This window comes from Bacillus sp. EB106-02-03-XG38 (genome assembly GCF_058792175.1).
Window position 1 is genome coordinate 123,855 of record NZ_JBYTED010000008.1, and the last position, 23,506, is coordinate 147,360.

Genomic DNA, 23,506 nt, shown 5'->3' on the forward strand with positions numbered 1-23,506 from the left:
TTTCTATTACTTCTCCTCTAAAGCCGTCACGTTCACGCGAACGCTTTCTCCGGGATTAGATACATCATACACTTGAGCAACTCCACTCTGCTCGTCGCAGCTCTCAATCCATACTGGTACGCCCTCATATGTAACGTCAATTCTACTTGAAGAAGATAAGATTTGTTTCACACGTTTTACATCCATACTACTATTCCTCCTTTTCCTTACTACACTCCTTTCTATCTTTTCTTTTCCCTTTAGAATATATTCCATCTAGCAGCATGTTAATTGATAGCCTTTTCTTCCTTACATGCTAATATTTTCTCTCCTATTACCTTTCTGACAAATAAAAAAAGACGTATATCCCACACGTCTTTTTCCATAATATTCAAATTTTAAGAAAATAATGTTTTTACAACTTCACTTACTTTATCATTATGAATTTGATAATACACTTCTAGTCCTCGTCTTTCAAAGCGCACTACTTTATTTTGTTTTAATTTCGTTAAATGTTGTGAAACCGTTGATTGCGGAATTTCTAATACTTCCTGTAATTGTGTTACATTACAAGTTCCTCGTTGCATTAGTTCCATTACTAGGCGTAAACGCAACGGATGCGCTAACGCTCTTAACATTTGTACATCTTCTTCTGAAATACGACATTCGAATTGATTTTGGCTCATAAAGTTCCCCTCATTTTCGTTTTTATTTTCTTTTTATTTATTTATATATCTGTTCTTATATTTCCTGTTACGACATAACTTTATCAACTTATAAAGCCGAAAATTTTTTCCATCTTAACCAACAAAGAACTCAGGAAAAATTCCTTGCTGATTTTGAATATTATACTATATGATATAACGAAAAAGCAAAATAGCGGGCTGCAAATACTTTGCTTGCAAACGTTGTTTTATCAGGCTTTTTGTTATATTTTCACCTCATTGCAACGTGCAGTAATGATATCGTAAAATACCATCTATAATTGATAACCTTTCGTAAAGTAGTTGGAGTATATTTAACCTCTTTGTTACACTAAAAGGAATTTTCAGTAAAAAAAGATACCTTAACATTAAAAATTAACTTATTGCTTTTTCATCCTTATTTAATAGCTTGAACTGTGACGGAATACTTCCTATTAAATACATTTACTGTCCCCTTTCTGAATTAACCAAATGAGACAAGCTGTACCACCCTAGCAAATATTACATACTTCTACACTCTCTCATATTCGGTGCAAAGATAGCCTCTACTATAGACTGTAGGATGAATAATCAAAGAAAAGAATATGTAAATAATTTATCTAGCCCGCTCAAATCCATTTGAGCGGGCTTTTTGTCTACTTTATGAACAAAGTATTTCTTTTAACACTATTATGGAATAATTATACTTTTTTACGTTGACAATAGTGTTGAAGGAGAATATACTAAGCATGTAAGTTGATTGTGAATAGTTTCACAAATAATGTGAATTTCTTCACATAAAATAGATAGGAGTTGTCATTATTATGAGTACTTGGACACAAATTTATGACCCATTAAACAATATTTGGTTATCTGCACTAATCGCAGCACTTCCAATTTTCTGCTTCATCATTTGTTTAATGGGACTGAAAATGAAAAGTTATATCGCTGGTCTTTACAGTGTGATCGTCGCTATTATTCTTGCTATATTCGTTTATAAAATGCCAGCAACAGTAGCTGTAGCATCTGCCGGATTCGGTGTTTTATCTGGATTTTATCCAATTTGTACTATCGTTATCGCAGCAATTTTCCTTTATAAATTAACTGTTAAAACAGAGCAATTCAATGTCATTCGTGATAGTATTTCAAGCATTACAAATGACCAACGTTTACAAGTATTATTAATCGCTTATTCTTTCGGTGCTTTCTTAGAAGGCGCAGCTGGGCTAGGGGTTCCAGTTGCTATTACAGCTGCATTACTTGTAGGTATGGGCTTTAATCCATTAAAAGCAGCAGGTATTTGTTTAGTAGCAAACATCGCTGGTGGTGCTATGGGTGCTATGGGTATCCCTGTTACAGTACCAGCACAATTAACTGAACTAGACGCATTAACTATCGGTCGTCAAACTGTTCTTATTTTACCATTCATTAGTATTGTTTTACCTTTCCTACTTGTTTCAATGGTCGATGGAATTAAAGGTATTAAAGAAACTTGGCAAGGTATTCTTGTAAGTGGTATTTCTTTCGCAATTACTCAGTTCGTCGTAACTTATTTCTTAGGTGCAGAACTTACTAATATTTTCGCAGCCGTTGTAAGTATGGTCTCTCTTGCATTATTCTTACGTGTTTGGCAGCCAAAATCTTCTACTAAAGAAGAAAAACAAGAAGAGAAAGAAGCTCATACATTCAATCAAATTCTATATGCTTGGTCTCCATTCGTATTCTTAACTGCATTCGTAACAATCTTTAATTTAAAACCAATTAAAGCTTTATTTGCTCCAGACGGCGCACTAGCAAACTTAGTATTTAACATTCAGTTCCCTGGTCTTCATAATGCTGTTATGAAAACTACTCCAATTACAAAAGCTGATACACCTTTCGCAGCTGTTTTCAAGTTTGATGTATTCTCATCTACAACTACTGCAATCGTATTAGCAATTATCGTTTCACTTATCGTATACCGCGTAAAAGGGAAAATGGTTAAAGAATTAATGGTTGAAACAATAAAAGAACTAAAAGCTCCAGTATATACAATCTGTAGCGTTATCGCTTTAGCTTACGTAGAAAACTACTCTGGTATGTCATCTACACTTGGACTTGCATTCTCTTCTACTGGTAATGCATTCCCTGTTCTTTCTCCAATCTTAGGATGGATTGGCGTATTCATTACAGGATCAGTGGTATCAAGTGGTTCATTATTTGCACCGCTTCAAGCAGTAACTGCAGATCAATTAAACATCGTTCCTTCTACTCTTGTTGCATTAAACGTAGTAGGTGGTACAATGGCAAAAATGGTTTCACCACAATCTGTAGCAGTTGCTTGTGCAGCAGTTGGACTAGTTGGTAAAGAATCTGTCCTATTTAAAACAGCAATGAAATATAGTTTAATCTTCTTAGCTATCATTAGCTTACTTCAGTTAAACGCTGTATTTAATATCTTTTAAAAATAAAACCCCGATCCAAGTGGATCGGGGTTTTTCACATTACATCTTCTTATTCTTTAATAAAGAAGCACCGGCAATTTCAGGGTGTGTCATTTCGAATGGATCTAAAATAATATCCAATTCTTCTTCTGTCAGTACACCATGTTCTAAACATAACTCCCTAACAGATTTTCCTGTTTCAATTGCTTCACGTGCAATACGAGATGCTGCTTCGTAACCAATATGAGGGTTAACTGCTGTAATAATTCCAACACTTTTCTCAACATATTGCTTCAGTAATTCTTCATTTGCTGTAATTCCTTTAATACAATATTCACGGAATACACGGAATCCGTTATTCATAATACTAATAGATTGAATTAAATTAAATACGAGTACAGGCTCCATTACGTTTAACTCTAATTGTCCTGCTTCTGATGCTAAACAAATTGTATGATCATTACCAATTACTTGGAAAGCAACTTGATTGATTACTTCTGCCATAACAGGGTTTACTTTCCCTGGCATAATAGATGAACCTGGTTGACGAGCTGGCAATTGAATTTCCGCCAATCCAACACGTGGACCAGATGCCATAATACGAAGGTCATTCGCAATTTTAGACATATTCATCATACATACTTTTAATGCCGCAGATACTTCTGTGTATGCATCTGTGTTTTGCGTTGCATCAACTAAATGCTCTGCACCAACAAGTGGGAATCCGCTAAACGTTCTCAAGTGTTTAACCACTTGTTCAATGTACATAGGATTTGCATTTAATCCCGTACCAACAGCTGTCGCCCCCATGTTCACTTCATATAAATGTTGGCGAGACTGTTTAATTCTCTTTATATCACGCTCAAGCACGCGGCTATACGCTTCGAATTCTTGTCCAAGACGAATCGGAACAGCATCTTGTAAATGTGTACGTCCCATTTTAATAACGTGATCGAACTCTTTTGCTTTTGCACGGAAAGCTGCATGAAGTTCTTCCATTGTAATAAGAAGTTCTTCTAACATCATAAGAGTTGCAATATGAATTCCCGTTGGAAACGCATCATTCGTTGATTGAGCCATATTCACATGCGTGTTTGGACTAACCTTTGCATACTCACCTTTTTCATGTCCCATACGTTCTAACGCTCGATTAGCGATTACTTCATTTGTATTCATATTAATAGAAGTACCAGCACCGCCTTGGATTGGATCTACGATAAATTGATCATGGAATTTCCCGTCAACAATTTCTTGTGCTGCCTCTGCAATTTCATGTCCAATGTCTTTCGCTAAGTAACCAGTATCCATATTTGCAAGTGCCGCCGCTTTTTTCACAATTGCCATTGCCGTAATGAGTGACGGATGAATGCGATATCCTGTAATCGGGAAGTTTTCTACAGCACGTAATGTTTGTACGCCATAATAAGCTACACTTGGTACTTCCTTTTCACCTAAAAAGTCTTTTTCTATACGTATATCCTTCGTTGCTATCATTTTTATCACCTATACTTTTCATTCTAAATCCTTATCTGAAAAATTCGCCCTATAAAAATACGAGTATCATGCAGAAGAATTTTTCAGTATCCACCTTCACTATATAGCACCTTTTTTGAAAGCGCAAACATTTATTTTTCTATATATACCTTTTATAAAAAAATATAGAAAATCATTCTTCTACCTTCTTTATTTCCACTCGTTTAATTTGATGCATATCCTTTTCAAGAACTTTAAAAGAAAAGCCGGATTTTTCAATAACATCTCCTTCAGCGACGATTTGCTTTTGTACCATAATCCAGCCACCAATTGTATCTACATCATCAGCGATTAAGTGTATGCCAAATAAATCATTTACTTCACTAATAAGCACTTTTCCCTCTACGATTTTACACCCTTCACTTATATGCTCTATAGGTGGGTGCTCGTCTTCATCGTATTCATCTCGGATTTCTCCAACAATTTCTTCTAAAATATCTTCTAATGTAACAATCCCCGCTGTACCACCATATTCATCATATAATACAGCTAATGGGATTCGTCTTCTTTGCATTTGTAGGAGCAAATCATGTATAGGAATATTTTCTAGTACTTCAATAACTGGCCTTGTATATGGCGTAATCGAGCACTCCTCATCTCGATTACCATCCATATAACGAATAAATAAATCCTTTACATTAACCATCCCAATAATTTCATCTTTATCTTCACCAAATACGGGATACCTCGTATATTTTTCTTGTGCGATTATTTTAATATGTGTTTCAAATAGTTCGTCCTCATATAAACCTACAACTTCCGTACGGGGTACCATTATTTCCTTTGCGACTCTATTATCAAATTCAAAGATGTTATTTACATATTTAAATTCCCTTTGATTAATCTCTCCGCTCTCATAACTCTCAGATAAGATTAATCGTAATTCTTCCTCCGAATGAGCTACTTCATGTTCAGAAGCCGGATGTAATCCGAATAAACCTGTTACAAGCCTTGCTGAACCATTTAAAGCCCAAATAAACGGATACATTACTCGGTAAAAATAAATAATTGGCTTCGATAATAATAAGCTAACTTGCTCTGCCCTTTGTATAGCAAGCGTCTTCGGAGCAAGCTCACCAATGACAACATGTAAAAACGTAATCACTGCAAAGGCAATAATAAATGAAACGGTACTTGCAATTGCAGGAGAAAAGTGTAGTTTTAAAAACAACGGCTCGAGTAAATGTTTTATAGTCGGTTCGCCTAACCACCCAAGCCCTAAAGCAGTAATTGTAATACCTAACTGACATGCTGATAAATACTCATCTAAATTTGAAGTTACTTTTTTAGCTGCCAATGCTCCACGTCGTTTTTCACTAACGAGTTGGTCAATACGACTGCTACGCACCTTAATAATTGCAAACTCAACAGCTACAAAAAAACCTGTTAATGCAATAAGGATGGCCACCATCAATAATTTTATAATATCCACATATACCCTTTAGCTTTCTTAGCTAAAGTTACACCTCCTTTAAAAAGAAGTTTCACTTTAGTTTCTTCATTTACGCAAAAGCAACCCTATATAAAATTCACCAATTTCAAACCTCATACAATTCTAACGGTAAACCGTCAGGGTCTTGGAAAAAGACGAATTTTTTTCCGGTTATTTCATCGATACGTATCAACTCAGTCTCAACACCAAATTGCTTTAAATGTTTCACAGCCTCTTCAATATTTGTAACAGCAAATGCTAAATGTCTAAGACCAACCGCTTCTGGGAAGCTTGGGCGATTAGGCGGACTTGGAAATGAAAATAATTCAATTTGATACTCTCTCCCTACACATAAATCTAACTTATAAGAATCTCGTTCTTTTCTATATACTTCATTTATCGCTTTAAAACCTAATATTCGAGTATAAAAATTCTTTGACAGTTCATAATTCGAACAAATAATTGCAACGTGATGCACTCCACATATATTCATGTTCTCTCTATTCCTTTCTTTACCAAAGATGCATATTCTCCCTTGAAATGAAAAACATATATAGCAGAATATCTCTTTTAGGGGGCTTACTATGAAATTTATTACTTTTTTCGTGGGACTTATCGTTGTTTTCTTCCTTGCTTATATTGCTAGCAACAATAAGAAACATATTAAATTTAAACCAATTTTCATCATGCTTATTATACAGTTAATTTTAACTTATTTATTATTAAATACAGAAGTCGGTCTCATACTTATTCAGGTCATTTCCAGCCTGTTCACAAAGCTACTCGAGTATGCTGCTGATGGTATAAACTTCGTATTTGGCGGTCTTGCTAATAAAGGTGAAATGTCCTTTTTCCTTACTGTCTTATTACCAATTGTCTTTATTTCTGTCTTAATTGGTATACTGCAGCATTTCAAAATACTACCATTTTTTATTCATTGGATCGGTTACTTCCTTAGCAAAATAAACGGTCTCGGGAAATTAGAATCTTACAACGCTATCGCCTCTGCCATTGTCGGCCAATCAGAAGTTTTTATTACGGTTAAAAAACAATTAGCTCAAATTCCAAAACACCGTCTTTATACACTTTGTGCTTCTGCCATGTCAACCGTATCTATGTCCATCGTAGGTGCCTATATGACAATGATTGAACCTAAATATGTAGTAACCGCACTCGTTCTCAATTTATTTAGTGGTTTTATTATCGTACTCATCATTAACCCTTACGACGTGAAAGATGACGAAGATATTTTAGAAATTAAAGGCGAAAAGCAAAGCTTTTTTGAAATGCTTGGAGAATACATTCTAGATGGTTTTCGCGTAGCAATCGTTGTCGGCGCAATGCTCATCGGATTCGTCGCATTAATTAGCTGCATTAATGACCTATTCCTTATTATATTCGGCATTACTTTCCAGCAATTAATCGGCTACGTATTTGCGCCTGTCGCATTCCTTATCGGTGTACCAAGTTCTGAAATTGTCGCAGCTGGTAGCATTATGGCAACGAAGCTTGTAACGAATGAATTTGTAGCAATGATGGACCTTAATAAAATTTCTAATAGCCTTTCTCCTCGTACAGTTGGTATCATTTCTGTTTTCCTCGTTTCTTTTGCCAACTTTTCTTCTATCGGCATTATTTCAGGTGCGGTAAAAGGATTAAACGAAGAACAAGGAAACGTCGTTGCCAGATTTGGCCTTAAATTACTATACGGAGCTACTCTCGTTAGCATTTTATCTGCAATTATCGTAAGCATTATGTTGTAATTAGGTAAAATTTTATCATTTTCTTATCCCTATCTTTTGTATACAATAACGAATAGATGTCTTAATAAATAATCAAGACATCTATTTTTTATACATGTACAATCGCTTTTATTTAGCGTACAATATTTTTTATGTGTTTGAATATGCTTCTAGATGTATACACTTTGATAGTTTTAAAGGAGAAAAAATGATGAAATCCGATATGAACAAAGATACCCGAGCCAAAAAAGGACACTCAAAGAAAAAACGCCTCCTTTGGTTCCTTCTTATTCCATTACTGATTATAGCACTAGGAACAGGAGGCTACTCCTTCCATATATACAGTAAAGCGAAGTCTGTGTTAAGTAATGCCTATTCCGAACTGAGCCGCGGGGATAAATCCAGCAAACGTGAAAAAGCCGTTAAACCTATGACTGATAACATTTCTGTACTCATTATGGGTGTCGATGAAAGTGAAATCAGGGACAAAAATTACGGAAAAGCAACTCGTACAGATGCACTATTACTTGCCACGATTAATAAAAACGATAAATCTGTTAAGCTTGTCAGTATTCCACGTGACTCACGTGTCTACATTAAATCACGTGAGAAATACGATAAAATTACACATGCGCACGTATTCGGTGGGGTAGATAGCACAATTGATACGGTAGAGAACTTTTTAGATGTTCCAGTTGACTACTATGTAAAATTCAACTTCAAATCATTTATCAAAATTGTTGATTCCCTTGGTGGTATTACTGTCGACGTTCCAGTAGAGTTTACAGAACAAAATAGTAAAGACGAAGCAGATGCAATTCACCTGAAAAAAGGACGTCAACATTTAAACGGAGAAGAGGCATTGGCATTAGCTAGAACTCGTCATATCGATAGTGATTATATGCGCGGGCAAAGACAACAACTTGTTTTAGAAGCTATTGCTGAAAAAGCACTATCTCTTAATTCCATTAATAAAATCGGTGGCCTATTAGACGCAGTTGATAAAGACTTAAAAACAAATTTAACTTTTGATGATATGATGACAATTGCGAAAAATTCAATGGGTTCAAACTTAAAAATGGACAAATTGCAAGTAGAAGGTACTGATAAATATATAGGTGGTATTTATTATTACGTTCCAAACGAAAAAAGCGTCAATAATATTTCGACAACACTACAAGAGCATCTCGGTGTTACGAATAAAAATGAACATAAAAAATTATAATAAAAAGGCTGCTAGATCTTTCTAGACAGCCTTTTTATTATATTTTTCAACATATTTCTCGTACATATTGTGACAAAAAGAGACAATTATTACAACAGTGTAACATTTTTTATAAAAACATTACACACACAGTGGAAAGAATAGTATACTAGTACGTACATAATGTTATTTTCATCATTTTTATACAAAAAATGTAATACATATATTTATACAAAAATTTCTGGGGGGAAATAAATGAAGCTAAGTAAAATACTGATCGGTTCTGCAATTGCTGGAGGCATATTACTTTGTGTAGGCGGTGTTGGTGGATATCAATATGTATCCAAACTAAATAATCAATTAGATACTACTGCACTACCAAATACTACATTTGAAGGTATTTCTCTCGACGGAAAAAATAAACAAGATATTCAAGCCATTATTAATCAAAAGGTAACCGAATTAGATCAAAAATCACTTACCTACATATCACAAAATGATAAACAAACGTACACATGGAAAGATTTAGGTGTAAATTATAAAGAAAAAGACCTTATCGACAAAATCTTTAAAGAACAAGAAGGAAACGCAATGAATCGTTACAAAATGCGGAAGCAAGCGGAAAACGGTGAATTAAAACGTGACTATAAATTAACACCTCAATTAAATACAACTGCTTATGAAAGCTTTATGAAGGATAAATATAATGAAACATTAAAAAATCCTGTTAATGCAGAATTAAGTATTGAAGGCTCTACAGTAAATATTAGCCAAAGTCAAAATGGAGAAAAAATCGATAAAGGAAAGTTAACTGATTTAACGAGGCAAGCCATTACTTCTAGCACATCTGACATTACATTACCAGTTACACTATTAAAACCTGAACGTTCTACAGAAGATATACAAAAAATGGGAATTAAAGAAGTAATCGCTGAATATTCGACTCCAATGGCTGGCCGTAATGGGAATCAATCCTTTAACGTAAATAAGTCAGCTAATACTTTAAGTGGCGTTATTGTCGCACCTGATGAAACGTTTAGTTTTAATGGCCGCGTTGGCGTAACGGATGCTGCACATGGCTATAAATCCGCAGCAGTATTTTCACAAGGTAAAGTGATACAAAGTGCAGGGGGAGGCGTTTGCCAAGTTAGTAGTACTTTATATAGCGCAGCTTTAAGAGCAGATTTAGGAATTGTTTCTCGAAGCAATCATTCTATGCCCGTAAATTATTTACCACTTGGGCAAGATGCAGCAGTAGCAGATTATGGTCCAGATTTGAAATTTAAAAACAATACAGGCAATCATATTTATATTCAAGCTTTTTCAAACGGAGGTAGTATTACTACACGCATTTTCGGTACAAATACTGGTAAAAATGTTGAAGTTTCTTCTCAAGTAATTAGTAGAACTAACGATAAAATAACAGCAGTTACGTATAAAAAAGTAACACAAAACGGTGAAGTAATATCTAATGGACAAATTTCAAAAAGCGTATATAAAAGCGCTCCAAAACAATAAGACACTAGCGAACGGATAAGTTTCAAAAAATAAAAAAGGCGTGATTTACTCACGCCTTTTTCTTTTGCAATAATAATAAAAAGGTTGCAAGATGGTCTTTCGTTTCTTCTAACGACCACATACGATTCCCTTGCTTCGCAGCTAATACGCACGCTTCTTCCCAAGCATCCTTTTTCTTCATATATAATAATTCATCGCGTAATTTCAAAACAATTTCTTCGTCTTCTTGCTCTATAAACTCTTCCATCACGCCTACTATTTCATCCTCATGAACACTTAACGTACAGTACGATTTAAGAAAGTATTGTAATGTCGTATACATATGTACTCCCCCTTCTTATTTGTCAGATGGATAAGAAGTAATAATCTTATATCCTAAATCTCCTGACTTATCTCTCGCTAAAACCGTAACAGTTTTTACTAGCTTGTCTTTTACATTCATATTTTTCTTTATTACCGTTTTTCCAACCGGGAATGAATGCGTTGTATTTAATACGAGACGAGCCTCTTTAGAATTTTTTAACCAATCTTGAATTTCCTTATCATGCTGCTTCAAACTATCTTTTACAGCTTTCGTTGCTGTTTCCTTATCATAGTATGTACTTGCCGCTGATACTTTATCTGTCTTCAAGCGATTCTTCAAATCCTCTTCTGATTTGCCTACATGTCTTTCAATCGTATGACCATTTTTAGGTGGCCCTTCCATTTCATCTAAAATATTATCACTAATTTTTTCTACTGATGTCGATTGATTCCCTGTCTGTTTCTCTGTTTTTTGTTCTTTTCCTGCACATCCACTTAAGATCAGCATTAGTGCCAATAAACTACTCAAGAAAAGACTACTTATTCGTTTCATCATATCACCTCTTTCATGATTATTATCGTAACTCCACTAAAAGTCAATTTCACACCGAAAAAATATACACATTTTTTAAATTCCTCACCACTTTTCATGAAACCACTATTTTTGACCTCTCTATAAATATACCCCTATATTTTTCTAATTATTTCCCGAGTTAATTCATCCCTAAAACCACCGAATAAACCCTATATTTAAAGGGTTTATTCGGTGGTTTATTAAAAATTAAAATATACCCCCTATTTTATATACCTAATACCCTTATAAGGTATATAAATGGTGTTTTATCGACGTTTTCTACATTATGTAAATTTGCACTTGCCTATACAATGGAAATATGGTGTAATGCAAAAAAAGATAAAGGATTTTAAACAATGGCTGAAACAATTCAAAACTTCTTAACAGACTATTATTCAATTGCAATTCCACTGAGTATCTTAATTAACATCGTCATCAGTCTTTTAGGTGTTATCCCTAGTATTTTTTTAACCGCTATTAACATACAGCTCTTTGGCGTAGTAAACGGCACAATCATTTCGATCATAGGTGAAGCCTTAGGTGCTATTATCTCGTTTTATATTTATCGTATAGGCCTTCAAAAGTTCACTCACGATAAAGTAAATAAGTACCCAAAGGTAGAGCGTCTTCTTTATGTACAAGGCAGGGAGGCCTTTCTACTCGTCCTATCGTTCCGCCTCATTCCTTTCATTCCGTCCAGTATCGTGACTTTATTTGCGGCTCTAGGCAAAATGTCATTACTATCCTTCAGTATTGCCAGTACAATAGGTAAAATACCGGCTTTGCTAATCGAAGTATATTCGGCTTACCATGTCATGAATGGAACGAATGAAGCGAAGTGGATTGTAACAATCGCAGGGTTTGTTGGATTGTTTTATTTGTGGAAAAGATGGAGAAAAAAATAAAGAAGGAGCCTATGCTCCTTCTTTATTTTTGAAGTATTTTATTAATATTAGTCTCTTAAATCTTTAGTTTACACCAACAGCACTATATGATTGCTTCACTGCTGCTACTTCTGCAGAATTAGCACCATATAAATCAGCTGCAGCTTGTACTAAACCAGCACGAGCTTGACTAAACGTAGTAGATTGAGTGAAATATTGCGTGTTTGCACGGTAATAAATCGCTCCTACCTTATCTTTACCAATACCACTTACAGTAACACCGTAATGTGTACCTCCATTAGCTAATAAATAAGCTGCTTTGTTAATAATACCGCTATTCGTATGAACGCCGCCGTTATCACCAGAACCAGTGTAGCGCTTAGAATAATGGTCTGGATCACCATACTTCGTTGGATCACTCATAGAACGAAGTGCATCTCCTGCTTTACCAGGCGTGTAAATATCTTCACCAATTTCCCAATCTGGGTTACGATTATCATAATACTCTACTAATGTACCAAAAACATCTGAAATCGCTTCATTTAATGCTCCTGATTCATTTTGATAAATTAAATCTGAACTATATTCCGTAACAGCATGCGTTAATTCGTGACCAATTACATCGATACCACCAGATAATGAAGTGAATGTTACACCATCACCATCTCCGTAAACCATTTGTGAGCCATTCCAGAACGCATTATTATACTTACTTCCGTAATGAACTGTTGATTTTAATGGTGCTCCTGCATCATTAATAGAGTTTCTATTAAATGTAGCTTTATAATAGTCATATGTTTTACCTGCATAGTAGTGAGCATCAACTGCTGCTGCATCATACGCTGCATTGAAAACATTATCTGCATCTATCCATAACGTTCCTGGCAACGTAGTACGATTTTTCGCATCATATGTAAAAATCGTTGCTCCGCGCGTATTATCTTGCAAGTAGTAAGATGATCCAGATAACGTTGTATTAAGCGACTTTGTATCTCCTAATACACCTTTACCAGTTCCTACTTTATTCGTCCCTGTTACAGCTGGCTTTGCCTCCTGTTTAGGTGCCTCTTGCTTAACTGGTGACTTATCTTCATTTGCTACATGATCAAGTTTATTATATTTATTTAACACTTTACCGCTATCTGCTTCAATGAAATAGTAGTAGTTTCCTGGGCTTGGCTCTAAGAAGTTTAAATTTACAACGTATGCATATGTTGTTTCCTCACCGTTTTGATATACATATAAGTCCGCTTTTGGTTCTACCTCATATTTAGGTGTAACCCCTAAATCTTTTTGCGCAATTTCAATTGCTTTTGCGCCTTCGATCTTATTTTTATTTTTCAACTTGTCCTTTTTGTCTAAATCAGGCGCAACTGTTCCAGACAATACTTTTAAAGAACCATCTTTACTTACGTGAGCTACTTGCGTAGAACCCCATACAGGTACTCCTTCATACACTTGTTGTAAACGTAATACTGTTGAATCAGTTATAGCATCCTTCTTCACTTGTTTTACTTTGAAAGAATCTTGCGCACTCTTTTCCCCTAGCTTGTAATCACCTTTTGCTGCGTTTAAGTAATCAAACACAACAGATTCTGCTTTCTTACCAGTTGCTCCAGTTAAATCACCAGAAATAAACTCCGGTGACTGCACCGTTTCATTGTACTTCTTCGTAGAGAGCACATTTTTAGAATCCGCAAATGCAGAGCCTGTCCCTCCAAATGTTGTAACTACCATGCCTGTCGCTAACACTAACGCTAAACTTTTCTTTTTCATGAACCTTCCCCCTAATAAAAATTTTTTTGAAAAAGAGTAGTTTCATATTAGCATTATGTTTTCACTATTAATATACTAAAAATTCAAATAATTATTTTCTCAAGTATTGTAGAATTTTGGGGAACAAATATTGAAAAACCCCTTTCCGATTGGAAAGGGGTTTTTTATTAAGAATTAATTACTTCTATTACTTCTTTAGCTTGACCATACATATCTCCAGTCCAAGCATATTGAGGTTCTAACACTACTAATATAGCCACTAATGCTAATGCACCAAAAATCATTTTTTTCATATTCATCTTCCTCCCTTTTCTTCTAATAAATTAATAGTTAGTCTATAATATCGATTACTTTCTTGGAATTCTAATACTTCCTCATGATATTTTGCTAATTCTAAATATACCTTTTTTAAATCTTTTTTATTTTCCTCTTGCTTAAAAAATGTTAAAGCTTCTGTTTCTAAAAACTTTTTATACACCCCCTTCTCTTCAAAATATTTATATTGAAGTATTAAAAGTGTATATAACATACTTTTATACTTCTCATCTCTTTTCGCAACTTCTATCCCTTTATTAATCCACTCTTTTACTTCTTCAAATTCCTTCAATTCAATACATTGCAATGCAATCTCATATACAGCATCAATGTAATCTAAATCTTCTTCCTTCTTGTATTGTAAACATTGTAAATAATACTCTTTCGCTTTTGCATAATCCTTTAAATGGTAATGTAAATACCCCATGTTATTTAGAGCAATCGCTGTTATGTTATCTTTATCCGCAAAAGAATTAGCCTCTCTTAAAATATGTCTATAGATCCCTAAAGCTTCGTTATATTGTTTCTTCTGTATATAACTTAACCCTATCAATAACTGGCAATTAATCACATGACGAAATTTATATTCATTCTTAAAGCCTTCCATAGCTAAATGAGCAAAATGTAAAGCCATATGTTCTATTTCTAATTCATTATAAACGAGCGCTAAATTATAATAGATTCCAGTTTCATAATAACCTTGTTCTTTCGCCATCACTTCAGTTTGAACTAAATAGTCTAAGGCCGTTTTATATTTATGCTGTAAAAAATAATATAGGCCTTTACTATACGTATATAATAATTTCTGAAATGGCGAATACTTTTTGTACATTTTTTTTAATCTCTCTAATTCTTCTTCAACAGCAGGAAAATCTCGTTTCATAATTAAATAACGCGTATAAAGCAGTTTATAATAATTTATAATTTCAAAATCCAAAACATGCTTCATTTCACCTTGTAATTCTTCATATATGCGCTCTACTTGTGGCTTGTCCAAATGAACCAATGCATTTAACCATTCATCCAGCTTCCCCTTCACATCCTCTTCTACATCTCTCAAATCCGTCACGGCAATTTCTAACCTTGTGCAGAGCAATTGTAGAATTTCTTCTGATGCTTCGATCTTTCCATTTTCGATTTTACTTAAGTATGAGACAGAACAAATGCCCTGACATAATTCTTCTTGTGTCATTTTTTGCTGTAGCCGTTTATAAAAGACTTGTTTGCCTATTTTTTCTAATGTTTGTTGCATTGTCCTCCTCCATTCTCATTACCCCCATTACTCTAATAATACATAAAATCTTGAGAAATATAAATTGATAAATGTTAATTTTCTAAAAAATATGCAATATTTCATTTTTTTCCCTCTTGACTATACTTTCATATCCATTCTTTGCTACGAGCGATGAAAAATTGGTATACTATAACCAAATTATGGAGGTGTTTTCGCGATGACTTATTATAAAGACGATAGCTATGCCTTACATACAGATTTATATCAAATTAATATGGCTTATACATATTGGAAAGATGGTATCCACAATCACCGCTCGGTGTTTGATCTATACTTTCGAAAACTTCCATTCGAGAACGGTTATGCTGTTTTTGCTGGTCTTGAAAAGATTGTAGAGTACATAGAAAACTTCAGCTTTACCGAAAGCGATATCGCTTATTTAGCAGAATTACAATTTGAAGAAGAATTCCTTCATTATTTAAAAAATATGAAATTCACTGGGACAATTCGAAGTATGCAAGAAGGTGAAGTTGTATTTAATAACGAGCCTTTATTACGTGTGGATGCACCGCTCGGTGAAGCACAAATTATTGAAACTGCCCTGTTAAACATTGTGAATTACCAAACATTAATTGCAACAAAAGCAGCTCGTATGAAGCACGCTGCAAATAACGATGAACTTTTAGAATTCGGCACAAGACGTGCCCACGAGTTTGATGCTGCTCTTTGGGGCACACGCGCTGCCTTTATTGGTGGTTTCTCATCTACGAGTAACGTACGGGCTGGGAAGCGCTTCGGAATACCCGTAGCCGGCACACACGCTCACTCTTTCGTTCAAGCATATCGCGATGAATATGTCGCATTTAAAAAGTACGCTGAAACTCATAAAAAATGCGTCTTTCTCGTTGATACATACGACACTTTAAAATCAGGTGTTCCAAATGCGATTCGCATCGCGAAAGAGTTTGGAGATCGTATCGATTTTTATGGCATTCGTCTTGATAGTGGTGATATGGCTTATTTATCAAAAAAAGCAAGAATGCTACTAGATGAAGCTGGGTTTACAAATACAAAAATTATCGCTTCTAGCGATTTAGATGAATACACAATTATGCACTTGAAATCTCAAGGAGCAAAAATTGATGTATGGGGCGTTGGAACAAAATTGATTACGTCCTTTGAACAACCTGCGTTAGGGGCTGTATATAAACTAGTTGCGATTGAAGATACTGATGGAAAGTTAAATGATACAATTAAAATTTCATCTAACCCTGAAAAAATTACGACTCCAGGACTGAAACGAATTTATCGCATTATCAATCGAGTTAATGATCATGCAGAAGGCGATTATATTGCATTAGATTCTGAAGAACCAGGAAAAGAAGAACGATTAAAAATGTTTCACCCTGTTCACACGTATATAAGTAAATTTGTAACAAACTTTGAAGCCCGCGAACTGCATAAAGACATTTTCGTTAACGGCGAAAGAACATATGAACTACCAGACATATTCGCCATTCAAAAATACAATGAACAGAGTCTCGCGCTATTTTGGGAAGAGTATATGCGAACTTTAAATCCCGAAGAGTATCCTGTCGATTTGAGTCAAGAATGCTGGGATCATAAAATGAATTACATTCAAACTGTTCGAGAACAAGTTGAAAAAAATATACAAAAATAAAGTGAAACTTTAATCAGTGGGGGTTTTCTTCATCCCCCACTGATTATTAGCCCTCACCAATCGGACTATTATGTATCTTTATGGAAAATATATTAAAATAATAAGACAAATATTTTTTATTTGTAAATTTTAATATTACGTTATTTATTTATAAAATAATACTTGTTATTATTTTATTGAGTCAATTTCAACAAAATAACCTAAAAAAGAGGACGCAGATTGCGTCCTCTTTTTTATAAATCTTTCACTCGTAGTACACGCATTGCATTTAACACTGCAAGTAGTGTCACACCCACATCTGAGAAGACAGCTTCCCACATTGTTGCAATACCGAAAGCACCAAGTAATAACACTAACCCTTTTACACCTAATGCAAAGATGATATTTTGCCATACAATGCGTCTTGTACGTTTTGCAATGTGTACAGCTGTTGCAATTTTTGAAGGCTCATCAGTCATAATAACGATATCCGCCGCTTCAATGGCTGCATCTGATCCTAAACCACCCATTGCAATACCAACATCTGCTCTTGCTAATACCGGTGTGTCATTAATACCATCACCAACGAAAGCAACTTTTTCTTTTCCGTGCTTCGCCGCATCAATTTTTTCAATCTCTTCTACTTTTTGTTGCGGTAATAGTTCTGCGTGAACTTCATCTAAACCTAATTCTTTACCTACAGCTTCACCAACTGGTTTTGCGTCACCAGTTAACATGACTGTCTTCTTAATACCTAATTCTTTTAACTTTTGAATTGCTTGTTTTGAATCTTCTTTTACCTCATCAGAGATAACAATATAACCTGCATATTCTCCATCTACAGCAACGTGAACTAATGTACCTACTGTTTCTGGTTGCTTAAATGTAATGTTTTCTTTTCTCATTAATTTAGCATTACCTGCAAAGATTTCTTTTCCTTGCACTTTAACGACTGTACCGTGACCAGAAATTTCGTTATAATCATCGATTATTTTTTCATCAATTGATTTTCCATATGCATTTCGAATCGATTGTGCAATTGGATGGTTGGAATACACTTCAGCAAATGCTGCATACTCTAATAATTCTTCATTTGTAATGCCTTCACTTGGTTCCATTTTTGTAACTTTGAAGACACCTTTTGTTAATGTTCCTGTTTTATCAAAAACAATATATTTCACATCATTTAAAGCTTCTAAATAGTTACTTCCTTTTACTAACACACCACTTTTAGATGCACCACCGATGCCGCCAAAGAATCCAAGAGGAATAGATACAACTAACGCACATGGACAAGAGATTACTAAGAACACTAACGCTCTATAAATCCAATCTGCAAATGTAGCTCCTTCTAAAATAAGTGGCGGTATGAACGCCATAATCGCTGCTGTAATAACTACAACTGGAGTGTAGTAACGTGCAAATTTCGTAATAAAGTTTTCTGTCGGCGCTTTTTTACTGCTTGCATTTTGAACTAAATCTAAAATTTTTGATACAGTTGATTCGCCAAACTCTTTTGTAACTTCAATTGTTAACACACCATTTTGATTCACAAAACCACTTAGTACATCATTTCCAACTTCCACTTCACGTGGTACAGATTCACCAGTCAATGCTGAAGTATCTACCATTGATGTACCTTCAACTACTTTTCCGTCTAACGGTACTTTCTCACCAGGTTTCACGATAATATAATCACCGATTTGTACATCTTCTGGTGATACTTGTTTCGTTTCATTTCCAACCTTTACATTCGCGTAATCAGGACGAATATCCATTAATGAAGTAATTGATTTTCGAGAACGGTTTACCGCAATACTTTGGAATAGTTCCCCTACTTGGTAGAATAACATTACTGCAACGGCTTCTGGATATTGCTGAATCGCAAAAGCTCCTAGTGTTGCAATTGCCATTAAGAAGTTCTCATCGAACACCTGGCCACGAGTTATATTTCTTACCGCTCTCCAAACGATATCTCCACCTATTAATAAATACGCAAGAACGAATAACGAAATCGTTATCATTTGTGGTAAGCCAGCTAGTGCAGCAATTGCTGTCAAAATTCCGCCGACCACTAATCGTCCTACCATCTTTTTCACATTTGCTTCACCGTGGTCGTGACTATGTCCGTGGTCATGACCACCCTTTTCTTCACGAACAACTTTCACATCTGGTTCTAACTTTTGAACGACATTTGTTATATTTGCTACAGTCGCTTCTAATTCTCTTTTATTCGCTACTTCAACTCTTAATTTCTTTGATACGAAATCAACAGTTGCTTCTGAAACGGTTGGCATTGCTTTCACTTTATTTTCAATCTTCATCGCACAGTTTGCACAATCTAAACCTTCTAATATAAACACTTCTTTTGCTGCTTTTGTGTTTTTTTCTTCTTGTACTTTAATGTGCGGTTCTAATTTTGTAACGAGTTGTTTTGCTTCTGTAACAACTTCGCTTTCTTTATTTTGTGCTGTTTCTAAAATCATTGTTTTTGTCGCGAAATTTACAGAGCAAGAATTTACTCCTTCTATATTTCCAACACCTTTTTCAATTTTCATTGCACAGTTCGCACAATCTAAACCTTCTAACATCAGTTTCTTTTTCACTAATGCTTCAGCCATCGTTCTCCCTCCTCGCGTTTTTTATTCTTCCTCGTTTACGTGTTCAAACGCTTGCTCGAAGATATGAATTACGTGCTGGTCAGCTAACGAATAATAAACGACCTTTCCTTCTTTACGATTCTTTACAAGTTTCGCTTGCTTTAACACACGGAGCTGATGTGAAATAGATGATTGTGTCATTCCTAATAAATACGCCAAATCACAAACACACATTTCAGCTTCAAATAAAGCATGTAATATTCTCGTACGTGTACGATCGCCTAATACTTTAAATAATTCTGCTACTTTACTTAAACTTTCATCAGTTGGAATTGTTTGTTTTACTTGGTCAACAACTTCTTCATGAATTATCGTTTGAGAACATGTCTCTTGTGGTGTTTCTACTTTATTTCCAGCCATTATAGCTCACCTCTTTATTTGAACATATGAACAATCATTCATATATCTTATACTCTTATTATATGAGCGACTATTCATATGTGTCAATGAAATCTCATACATTTTTTCGAACATTTTGTTCACATTTTAATAAGGCTTACACATATTTTCCGCATCCATTACATTCTCATACAAAAAAGAATGTACATTTTATCCAAAAGAAAAAAGCCTTGCGCGCTCCCTAGACGCACAAGGCTTACCATACTTATATCCCTTTTAATTAAGCTTTTAATTAGCTTGTTCTAAATTATCCTGCGAACTTCCATCGTCTTTTAAATGACTATGTTTTTTCGAATAAACAAAGTATACAACTACTCCAATTGCTAACCAAATACCGAAGTAGATCCATGTTGTTAATGGTAGGTTAAACATTAAGAATAGACAACATGCGATAGAAATAAGCGGCAGCGTTGGTACAAGTGGTACCACAAAGCCACGTTTTAAATTCGGATGTGTTTTACGAAGAATAATAACTGACACACCAACCATCGCAAATGTTAATAACGCTCCAATATTCGCTAAATTCGACAATTCTTTTAAATCGACAAATCCAGCAATTAAAGCACTACCAATACCTGTTAACCAAGTTGAGAATACTGGCGCTTCTGTTTTCTTATTAATTTTCGCAAATGATTTTGGTAATAAACCATCACGGCTCATCGCGAAGAATACACGTGTTGTTGCATAAATGTAAGCAAAGATTACAGCCATAATACCAATTACAGCTCCAACTGCGATTACACCTGCTACTTTATCTTGTCCTACAACCTCTAACACATATGCCATAGCTTCTGGTACATCTAATTCTTTATAAGAAACCATACCTGTCATAACAAGACAAACTACAACATAAATGATTGTACAAATAACTAACGAAGCAATAATACCAATCGGTAAATCACGTTGTGGATTTTTTACTTCTTCAGCAGAAGTTGCTAATGCATCAAATCCTAAGAAAGCAAAGAATACTGCTGCCCCTCCGGCAAAGACTCCGCTAATACCGTATGGCATAAATGGTGTCCAGTTTTCTGGTTGTACGTAAAACGCACCAACTGCAATGAATAAAACAACGATACCAATTTTAATTAATACCATTATGTTATTCACACGCTTACTTTCTTTCGTACCTCTTGATAGTAACCAAGTTAAAACTAATGTAATAATGACTGCTGGTAAATTCACGATCCCACCTTGTGATGGAATCTTTAACAGCTCTGTTGGAATTTCTAATCCAAATCCACTCACTAAGTTATTGAAATAACCTGTCCATCCACCAGCTACTGCGGCAGTTGTTACGACATATACGGATAATAATGTCCATCCCATTAGGTGGGCAATAAACTCACCAATTGTCGCATATGAATATGTGTATACACTACCTGAAACCGGGAGTGTAGATGCAACTTCTGCATAACATAATGCTGCAAATCCACAAACAATCGCTGCAATCATGAATGAAAAAATAACTGCTGGACCAGCATCTCTTGCTGCTACTAATCCTGTTAATACTAGAACTCCTGTACCAATTATCGCACCAATCCCTAGCATTGTTAGGTCGAATGCCCCTAGCGTTTTCGTTAAAGTTTTACTTTTACTTTCCCCTAACAATTGCGTAACGGATTTCTTTTTAAATAGGTTGGCCACGATGTATGCCCCCTTTTGCCAAGAAGAGCTAAGAGATCTTCACTCTTAGCTCTTATCATGTTGGTTTATATATTGTTCGATTTTGTTTTGTATAATGCTTCTATTAGCAAGATACTGTTTCTGCTTCTAATAATTCTTTAGCACCTTTGTACTCTACACCGTGAGCTTCTGCAACTGCTTCGAATGTTACATAGCCATCTAATGTGTTAATACCTTTTAGTAATGCAGAGTTGCCTAGGCAAGCTTCTTTGTAGCCTTTGTTAGCAATTTGTACTGCATATGGTACTGTTACGTTTGTTAATGCAAGAGTTGATGTACGTGGAACCGCACCTGGCATGTTTGCAACTGCATAATGAACAACGCCGTGTTTTTCGTAAGTTGGGTTATCATGAGTTGTAATACGGTCAGTTGTTTCGAAAATACCACCTTGGTCAATCGCGATATCTACAACAACAGAACCTGGTTCCATTGATTTAATCATTTCTTCTGTTACAAGTTTTGGCGCTTTTGCACCAGGGATTAATACTGCACCGATTACAAGATCAGACTCTTTTACAGCTTCTGCAATATTGTAAGGATTAGACATTAAAGTTTTTACTTGGTTTCCGAAAATATCATCTAATTGACGAAGACGTTCTGCACTTAAGTCGATGATTGTTACATCCGCACCTAGTCCAACTGCAATTTTAGCAGCATTTGTACCAGCTTGTCCACCACCGATGATTGTTACTTTACCACGTTTAACCCCTGGAACACCTGCAAGTAAGATACCTTTACCGCCTTTGTTTTTCTCAAGGAATTGTGCACCAATTTGTGCAGCCATACGACCAGCTACTTCACTCATAGGTGCAAGTAATGGTAGAGAACGGTTTTCTAATTGTACTGTTTCATATGCAATTGCAACAACTTTCTTCTCGATTAATGCTTTTGTTAATTCTGGTTCTGGAGCTAAGTGTAAGTATGTGAATAAGATCAAACCTTCACTGAAGTGTTTGTATTCGCTTTCAATTGGTTCCTTAACTTTCATAACCATTTCCATGTTCCACGCTTCTTCAGCTGTATCAACAATTTTTGCTCCCGCTTCAACATACTGAGCATCTGTGAAACCAGATCCTAAACCTGCACCCTTTTGAATGAATACTTCGTGATTGTTACGAATTAAATGTACAACACCTGCTGGTGTCATTGCCACACGGTTTTCGTTGTTTTTAATTTCTGCTGGTACCCCAATACGCATAATGAAATGCCCCCTTATAATTAACAGAAAAAAGAAAGTCTTTTTTCTTTTTGTAATAATTAATAACTTATGTCCTTATTCTAGCATAACTTAAAAGTTATGAAAACGCTAACATATCATTTTTTTAAAGTTTATATATTTAGAATAGTGTAAATATATGGAACATTGATTCTATTAGCATCTTCGTTACATCTCACTATCTATCACTCTATTTTTATTATACTCCTGAAAAATAAGCCTCAATCATTTATTATTCGACAATAATGTAACAATGTAAAAAACAACAATGATGCCGTATACATATAC

General features: G+C 35.0%; 20 protein-coding genes. 6 read left to right on the top strand and 14 right to left on the bottom strand.

Annotated elements, in window-relative coordinates:
* Positions 1-6 precede the first annotated feature (6 nt).
* Positions 7-186 carry an acid-soluble spore protein H gene (locus tag AC3WTI_RS25780; RefSeq protein WP_087955450.1) on the bottom strand — a complete coding sequence of 60 codons (180 nt, stop codon included), beginning with the start codon at positions 184-186 and terminating at the stop codon, positions 7-9.
* Between the two features lie 191 nt (positions 187-377).
* Complete coding sequence (locus AC3WTI_RS25785; RefSeq protein ID WP_000081429.1) at positions 378-665, bottom strand: ArsR/SmtB family transcription factor; 288 nt, start codon at positions 663-665, stop codon at positions 378-380.
* A gap of 821 nt (positions 666-1,486) precedes the next feature.
* Between AC3WTI_RS25785 and AC3WTI_RS25790 the strand changes: the two genes are divergently transcribed.
* Entirely contained in the window at positions 1,487-3,106 is a 1,620-nt protein-coding gene (locus tag AC3WTI_RS25790; protein ID WP_087955451.1) for an L-lactate permease, read from the top strand.
* 39 nt (positions 3,107-3,145) lie between these two features.
* On the opposite strand, the gene aspA is transcribed toward AC3WTI_RS25790, so the two are convergent.
* The 3 genes from aspA to gloA2 form a co-directional block, all read right to left on the bottom strand.
* Positions 3,146-4,579: an aspartate ammonia-lyase gene (gene aspA / locus AC3WTI_RS25795; RefSeq protein ID WP_087955452.1), complete on the bottom strand. Its 1,434-nt coding sequence runs from the start codon at positions 4,577-4,579 to the stop codon at positions 3,146-3,148.
* Between the two features lie 172 nt (positions 4,580-4,751).
* Positions 4,752-6,050 (bottom strand): hemolysin family protein, encoded by a 1,299-nt coding sequence (locus AC3WTI_RS25800; protein WP_087955453.1) that lies wholly within the window; start codon positions 6,048-6,050, stop codon positions 4,752-4,754.
* Positions 6,051-6,156: 106 nt separating this feature from the next.
* Positions 6,157-6,543, bottom strand: coding sequence for an SMU1112c/YaeR family gloxylase I-like metalloprotein (gene gloA2 / locus AC3WTI_RS25805; RefSeq protein WP_087955454.1), 387 nt, complete (start codon positions 6,541-6,543; stop codon positions 6,157-6,159).
* Between the two features lie 91 nt (positions 6,544-6,634).
* Here gloA2 and AC3WTI_RS25810 point away from each other — a divergent pair, with 91 nt between their 5' ends.
* From AC3WTI_RS25810 to AC3WTI_RS25820, 3 genes are all read left to right on the top strand, one after another.
* The gene (locus AC3WTI_RS25810; RefSeq protein WP_087955455.1) at positions 6,635-7,813 is read left to right on the top strand and encodes a NupC/NupG family nucleoside CNT transporter; all 1,179 of its coding nucleotides are present in this window, start codon (positions 6,635-6,637) and stop codon (positions 7,811-7,813) included.
* 187 nt (positions 7,814-8,000) lie between these two features.
* A complete protein-coding gene (locus tag AC3WTI_RS25815) occupies positions 8,001-9,017 on the top strand; it encodes an LCP family protein (protein ID WP_301290537.1) in 1,017 nt (338 codons plus the stop codon).
* Between the two features lie 234 nt (positions 9,018-9,251).
* Entirely contained in the window at positions 9,252-10,514 is a 1,263-nt protein-coding gene (locus AC3WTI_RS25820; protein WP_087955457.1) for a VanW family protein, read from the top strand.
* A 49-nt stretch (positions 10,515-10,563) separates the two neighbouring features.
* Here the strand turns inward: AC3WTI_RS25820 and AC3WTI_RS25825 are convergent, their stop codons facing one another.
* Both AC3WTI_RS25825 and AC3WTI_RS25830 read right to left on the bottom strand, forming a co-directional pair.
* Positions 10,564-10,836 (bottom strand): hypothetical protein, encoded by a 273-nt coding sequence (locus AC3WTI_RS25825; protein WP_048525081.1) that lies wholly within the window; start codon positions 10,834-10,836, stop codon positions 10,564-10,566.
* A 15-nt stretch (positions 10,837-10,851) separates the two neighbouring features.
* Positions 10,852-11,370 (bottom strand): RNase A-like domain-containing lipoprotein, encoded by a 519-nt coding sequence (locus tag AC3WTI_RS25830; protein ID WP_000822712.1) that lies wholly within the window; start codon positions 11,368-11,370, stop codon positions 10,852-10,854.
* A gap of 377 nt (positions 11,371-11,747) precedes the next feature.
* Between AC3WTI_RS25830 and AC3WTI_RS25835 the strand changes: the two genes are divergently transcribed.
* The gene (locus AC3WTI_RS25835) at positions 11,748-12,296 is read left to right on the top strand and encodes a TVP38/TMEM64 family protein (RefSeq protein ID WP_087955458.1); all 549 of its coding nucleotides are present in this window, start codon (positions 11,748-11,750) and stop codon (positions 12,294-12,296) included.
* Positions 12,297-12,359: 63 nt separating this feature from the next.
* Here AC3WTI_RS25835 and AC3WTI_RS25840 read toward each other — a convergent pair whose 3' ends face one another.
* From AC3WTI_RS25840 to AC3WTI_RS25850, 3 genes are all read right to left on the bottom strand, one after another.
* Positions 12,360-14,051, bottom strand: coding sequence for a M4 family metallopeptidase (locus tag AC3WTI_RS25840; protein WP_253621474.1), 1,692 nt, complete (start codon positions 14,049-14,051; stop codon positions 12,360-12,362).
* Positions 14,052-14,218: 167 nt separating this feature from the next.
* Positions 14,219-14,344: an NprX family peptide pheromone gene (locus tag AC3WTI_RS25845; protein WP_000738188.1), complete on the bottom strand. Its 126-nt coding sequence runs from the start codon at positions 14,342-14,344 to the stop codon at positions 14,219-14,221.
* Between the two features lie 2 nt (positions 14,345-14,346).
* A complete protein-coding gene (locus AC3WTI_RS25850; protein ID WP_087955460.1) occupies positions 14,347-15,618 on the bottom strand; it encodes a helix-turn-helix domain-containing protein in 1,272 nt (423 codons plus the stop codon).
* Positions 15,619-15,817: 199 nt separating this feature from the next.
* Here AC3WTI_RS25850 and AC3WTI_RS25855 point away from each other — a divergent pair, with 199 nt between their 5' ends.
* Positions 15,818-17,281, top strand: coding sequence for a nicotinate phosphoribosyltransferase (locus AC3WTI_RS25855; RefSeq protein ID WP_087955461.1), 1,464 nt, complete (start codon positions 15,818-15,820; stop codon positions 17,279-17,281).
* A 233-nt stretch (positions 17,282-17,514) separates the two neighbouring features.
* Here AC3WTI_RS25855 and AC3WTI_RS25860 read toward each other — a convergent pair whose 3' ends face one another.
* From AC3WTI_RS25860 to ald, 4 genes are all read right to left on the bottom strand, one after another.
* Positions 17,515-19,881, bottom strand: a complete 2,367-nt coding sequence (locus AC3WTI_RS25860) for a heavy metal translocating P-type ATPase (RefSeq protein WP_087955462.1) — start codon at positions 19,879-19,881, stop codon at positions 17,515-17,517.
* Positions 19,882-19,902: 21 nt separating this feature from the next.
* Positions 19,903-20,280, bottom strand: coding sequence for an ArsR/SmtB family transcription factor (locus AC3WTI_RS25865; protein WP_000918377.1), 378 nt, complete (start codon positions 20,278-20,280; stop codon positions 19,903-19,905).
* Between the two features lie 267 nt (positions 20,281-20,547).
* Entirely contained in the window at positions 20,548-21,963 is a 1,416-nt protein-coding gene (locus AC3WTI_RS25870) for an amino acid permease (RefSeq protein WP_087955463.1), read from the bottom strand.
* Between the two features lie 103 nt (positions 21,964-22,066).
* Positions 22,067-23,200, bottom strand: coding sequence for an alanine dehydrogenase (gene ald / locus AC3WTI_RS25875; RefSeq protein ID WP_001219741.1), 1,134 nt, complete (start codon positions 23,198-23,200; stop codon positions 22,067-22,069).
* Positions 23,201-23,506: the final 306 nt, after the last annotated feature.